Source organism: Rahnella perminowiae (assembly GCF_019049755.1).
GTDB lineage: Bacteria > Pseudomonadota > Gammaproteobacteria > Enterobacterales > Enterobacteriaceae > Rahnella > Rahnella perminowiae.
Window position 1 is genome coordinate 1 of the sequence record NZ_JAFMOS010000330.1, and the last position, 5,113, is coordinate 5,113.

4 protein-coding genes are annotated in these 5,113 nt (G+C 42.1%); all 4 read right to left on the reverse strand.

Annotated features, from left to right (window positions below):
• Window positions 1-59: 59 nt before the first annotated feature.
• The 4 genes from J1785_RS03450 to J1785_RS03465 all read right to left on the reverse strand — a co-directional run bounded on the left by J1785_RS03450 (window position 60) and on the right by J1785_RS03465 (window position 5,098).
• Window positions 60-1,037 (reverse strand): fimbrial protein, encoded by a 978-nt coding sequence (locus J1785_RS03450; protein ID WP_217218812.1) that lies wholly within the window; start codon window positions 1,035-1,037, stop codon window positions 60-62.
• A 10-nt stretch (window positions 1,038-1,047) separates the two neighbouring features.
• Window positions 1,048-3,588, reverse strand: coding sequence for a fimbria/pilus outer membrane usher protein (locus J1785_RS03455; RefSeq protein WP_217218813.1), 2,541 nt, complete (start codon window positions 3,586-3,588; stop codon window positions 1,048-1,050).
• Between the two features lie 158 nt (window positions 3,589-3,746).
• A complete protein-coding gene (locus J1785_RS03460) occupies window positions 3,747-4,475 on the reverse strand; it encodes a fimbrial biogenesis chaperone (RefSeq protein WP_217218814.1) in 729 nt (242 codons plus the stop codon).
• Window positions 4,476-4,570: 95 nt separating this feature from the next.
• Window positions 4,571-5,098, reverse strand: coding sequence for a fimbrial protein (locus tag J1785_RS03465; RefSeq protein ID WP_217218815.1), 528 nt, complete (start codon window positions 5,096-5,098; stop codon window positions 4,571-4,573).
• Window positions 5,099-5,113 lie beyond the last annotated feature (15 nt).

Here is a 5,113-nt window from a genome sequence, read left to right on the forward strand (position 1 = left end):
CCCTGAGAAATACTGATGACTTATGAGGGAGTCATCGATGACCCCCCCTCATAAACGTATTAATCATAGCGTATATTAAATGTCGCTTTACCATTGGCTTTACCCGCGACCACATTATCCATTATCTGGTAGTATTCAACACTGAATAATAACGAGGTTGTACCCATTACGTCTGATGTGAAGGGGATATCTTTCCTCAATTCAACTGGCTGACTGTTATGCTTAATTCTTAGACTGATCCCTTCGGCACTTCCTGGGATTTTATCTAATGCGATCAGCCCATTGGAAGGTTTTGCTTCAGGTTCAATGCCATCAAATACAATACTGTATTGCATTTGGGCATCACAATTGAGATCAATTCTGAAATTCCGCTCGCCTACACTGCTACCCGGTCCTTTGAAATCTTTAACATCAAAGCGTCCTAAATCAACGTGAATGTTTTCATCGGAAAGTGTACAGGCAGAGGGTGCGATTAGGGTACTGCCAATATTAATGTGAGTAATATCACTCCCGCCGTCAGTCATTAATTTTGCATAACGCCCCGCGGATAACACACCGGCCGTTGTCTTACGGTCATTGGTTTTAATTAATTCTAGTTTGTATTGTGTATTAACCGGGATATCACGTTGGCAAATCGTATTGTTACATTTTAAATCAAGATCCCAGGGGAACGGGTGCTCAGTTAATGATAAACGATATCCGACACCCGGAATGTTTGTACTGTAAATATTGTTTTTTAATAAATTTCCTAAATTAATTCTGGCGCTTATTTTACCCCCACCCTGACAGTTGAGTATCTTACTGGCTCCGCCACTGGACGGGTCTGTCAATACTTGTTCATAAAGCACGTAGCCCGCCGGACGATTGTGTGGGATCACGATATGTCCGGGAGTAAATGTTAATTCACGCGCCTGCTCAGTCGATGTGCATTGAGCATGGCTTAGTACAGGAAAAAAGAAGAGAAAAAATATCCCTGTCTTCGTGAGTAAAAGTGACATTTTTGTCACTGGCTTTCTTGTTGTTCCTGGTTGTAACATTATTTATCTCCTAAACACATAATCCATTAATTTCAACCATTGAGAATTTTTTGTCTTTACTGTCTTTGGGAAGAGCAGGAAGTTCAAACGCTGCCTTGCATTGCTCATCTTGTTCATCTCCCCACTTTACGGTCACGATTCCTTTTTTTGGCATACCAATCAAATACACTAAGCCATTATCTGCAACAATACTGTTGCTACTATTTTCACCAGCTGTTGCTGTCGCGCCAAAAGGAATTTCATGATTGTCAGGGCGCGATAATGTCATTAATACACGTTCTCCTGAACGGACATTAAAGTCAGCTAATACTAATGCACCATCAGTAGGGATGACATTATTCATCGTTGTGGCAATCTCTAAATTACTGGACAGAGAATCAGTGTCGAGCCCAATTGCATTGACCCGGTAGGGCTGTATATTTGGCACGACGGCATATCCCCGGCTGTCGGTTTTAATTCCGACACCATTTGTAATCGAAATATTTTCCTGATCAGGTATTCTGACCAATGCAATGGGGGCATCGGAAGATAATGGTTGGGAGAGTGTTACACCATAAGGATGTGCCAGTATTGCACCCCGGATGCCATAACTTAATCGCCGGTTTGCTAAAGACTCGCTGTAATTACTGGTCAGTTCAGCAGATGATCCTTTGTAGACGGCATTAATGCTTCCCCCATCACTATCGTTTCCCACAGTGGAATTGATACCATAATTCAGATTGTTGCCTTCAAGAAGGGTGCCATTGATTCCTGCCGTCTGGACAATGTGGTTGGAACTGTCTGATGTCATGGAATATGTCGCCCAGGTTTGCGGTAATAAACTTTCTAAAGGTACCTGAAGATTTAAGGCGAGTTGTTTATCTGGTTCGCCGTTTTCGCTCTGTGTATAGTTATAGTTAATGCTTAGTGTCATAGCCCCATAACTACCGCTATAGGAAACTGAAAAATAATTATCGGGTTCCTGATCCCAATAGTTTTGTCTATATGCATAGACTGAAATGGAACCATAATCTTTCAGTGGTTGGCTGAAACTCACTTCATATCGGTCATGTTTTTGGCCAGATGATAAGTTTGAGTCATCACTGATAATGTCCAGCGCATCTTCAAAAGAATAATAGTCTTTACCCGGAAAAAGGAAGGCGGATAAATTAATTTGTGTTCCCATGCTGTTAAGGGATTTTGCATACTTTAAACGGTATGACTCTCCTGAAAAAACTTTACGGTCAGTGCGCGTTTCCGAATGTGTCGCATCAACAGACACCGAACCGAATGGCCCTAATCCGAGGCCATAGCCAAGCTGTTGCGCTGTATATTTATCGCTGTTGGTCAAGCCACCGTATACGGTTGTATCATGTGGCAAACCGTAAAGCCCGGTAATTAAAGCAACATTAGGATCTTGAGCGGAACCACTGTCATTGTTATATTTTCCCGCCATAACTTCGTATTTCAGATGTCCTTCCCGCTGCATTACAGGGACTGAGCCAAAACTTTGCGTAAATTTGCGTTCACTTCCGTCAGCTTCCTTAACGGTGACGTCAAGGTCCCCACCCCCCGTACTGGGGAATAAATCAGTTATTTCAAACGGGCCCGCGGGCACATAGGTTTGATAAACTACATACCCACCCTGACTGACCGTGACCTGAGCATTTGCGGTATTCGCTATGCCGCGAATAACAGGCGCAAAACCACTTTCTCTGCTTGACATCATTCTGTCTTCCGAGGCAATTTCCACCCCGCGGAAAGCTAAACTATCAAAAACATCACTTTGGGTTGAATCGTCACCCAGTGTTAATTTACCTTTTATTTTTGCAATATCCTTTTGCAGGTAAGTATTGATATTATCCCATTTATCGCCACTGGAATTATGACTCCAGGTTGTGTAATTTCTTAATCGCCATGCTCCAAGATTTACACCATTACGTAAATTAAGGTACTGATCACCTTCTTCAGAACCGATATTTTTATCATGGGTTTGAGCACCGCTAAAGTCATAGCTGGTAAAAACAGTTGTCAGCCCCTGACTCCATTGTTCGGGATCAATGTAATCGGAAGGGATATTTTTCATTAAGATCTGTGGAATGTTAACCGTAACGCGTTGTTGTTTGAAATTAAACTTAGCGTATGCTCCTTCAATTTTCTTATCAAGATCTACAATGATGCTGTCGTCTTTACTGTCTGCAAATGCAGGAATTTCATCAATTTTAACACCTGCTTTACGGTATTGGCTCAATGGGATCTCTGGTTCTAATTCTCCTTTTTCATTCTCTACAAAATTAATTTCATGTTGTCCGATGCTTTGTTCATTTATGTATATTTCGACGTGATATATACCAGGTAACTGTTTACCCGGCGTATTGAATCGAGACAAGTCTACCTGCTGTCCACCTTCTGGGCCATCTAATTCGAGTGCGCTTGCGTCATAATATTTTTCTGCGCTTAAGGCTAACGTCGGGTTCAGGATGATCAATAATTCGGCACACGTTATGCAGGCTATTTTACTCCAGGAATATTTTGGCCTTTTTGCGGCTTTTAGGTAGAACAATTTTGACATGATCAATCCTTTAATCTTACAGCTGCGCCTTCCTGCGATATGAATAAAAAGGGAGCAATTCTGACGTCTTGTCAGCGAGACTTCTTAAGTAAAAACACAAAAAACAAAATGCCGTCCTCATCAGTAAATGCGGACGGCATAAAAAATTAACTGAAAAATCAGAGCTTCGATGTTTCTGCCGGTGTCGTCTGGCCTTGATCGCCCAGCGTTGTCCATGAAACCGTCGCTGTGCTTGACGAATTTCCTAATTCATAAGTCATTGACGAAACAGGCGCGAGCATTGCTTTGTTTTTAATCACCAGTTCTCTGCCATCAACTTTGACTGAGGAAAATGTCAGATAATAGGGAGTTGGATTCGTGGCAATGAGTTGGTTTCCCTGCTTTTTAAATGTGATTTTTTGATAAGCGCGGGTGGCTTTATCCCCTGAGAGCGCTTCAGGACGATAAATAAGTTTCAACGTTGACTTGACTGAAAAAACCATCGTGTTCGAGTCTTTCTTTTCCGTCTCAGGTATGGACTTAATATTCAGCCAAAAGACGGACTCGTGATCAGCGGGCAGAGCGGCACCATTATGAATAATACGCAACACATTTTCTTCGCCTGCAGAAAGGCTGAAGAGTGGAGGAGTAACGATAAAAGGAGATTTAACTTTCGATTTTGATTTTTTCTTTATGGCATCTGTTGCAGATGGGGCGTCTGATAATGATTCAACCCACGATTGGATCAGATAATTGTTGGTTTTGTCTGGGTTTGATATCTTTATGACGGAATCCTGTCTCTGTTCCTCATAAATAACACGTGTCGCACCGATTTGTATACCCGCGAAAACGAATGATGATTGGGTTAATAAAATGAGAGGCAACAGGGCCTTTTTAACAAATGACATAAAGAGATCCACAAATTGAAAAAGATAGTGAGCCTTATTTTATGAGACACCCTTTTCAGGTTGTCTCATAAAGGACTATTGTTTACGGCTATCTGTTATTCGTACATAACAGAAATATTGGTAGCCATAACAAACTGACCCACTGCGGCTTCACCTTTGGTAGAGCGAATGTTTGCAGTGAAAGGCAGTTCTATTTTTGCATCGCTACTGGCCGGTGCTGCCACCTGAATCGGGGTATTAGGTGATATCTGGCTGCCATTACTGTCTTTCAGTTCAATAACGACACCGTCATCCTGTCCATGCGATACAGCAAAGTCGCCGGTTGAACCATATTCATCACCAGAAAACTGGAACTGAAAGCTGGAATAACCTGACGGGCAACCTGTCATACTGACTTTGAAGTTGACGGCCGGAGATGTTGCACCCACGGCTTTGAGAGCATTAGCCTCGATATTACCCAGTTCGATAATGCTATTGTCCGTACCCGTATTATTGACATCAATTGTGCAGACACTGCCTGCTAAATTTCCTTTAAAATTAACGGTACCGGTTGCCGAGGCAGTTTCCATTAGGCCCAGAGTAAGTAAGATACTCAAAGGAAGTGCGATAATTTTTTTGTTCATAATATATCCTTATAT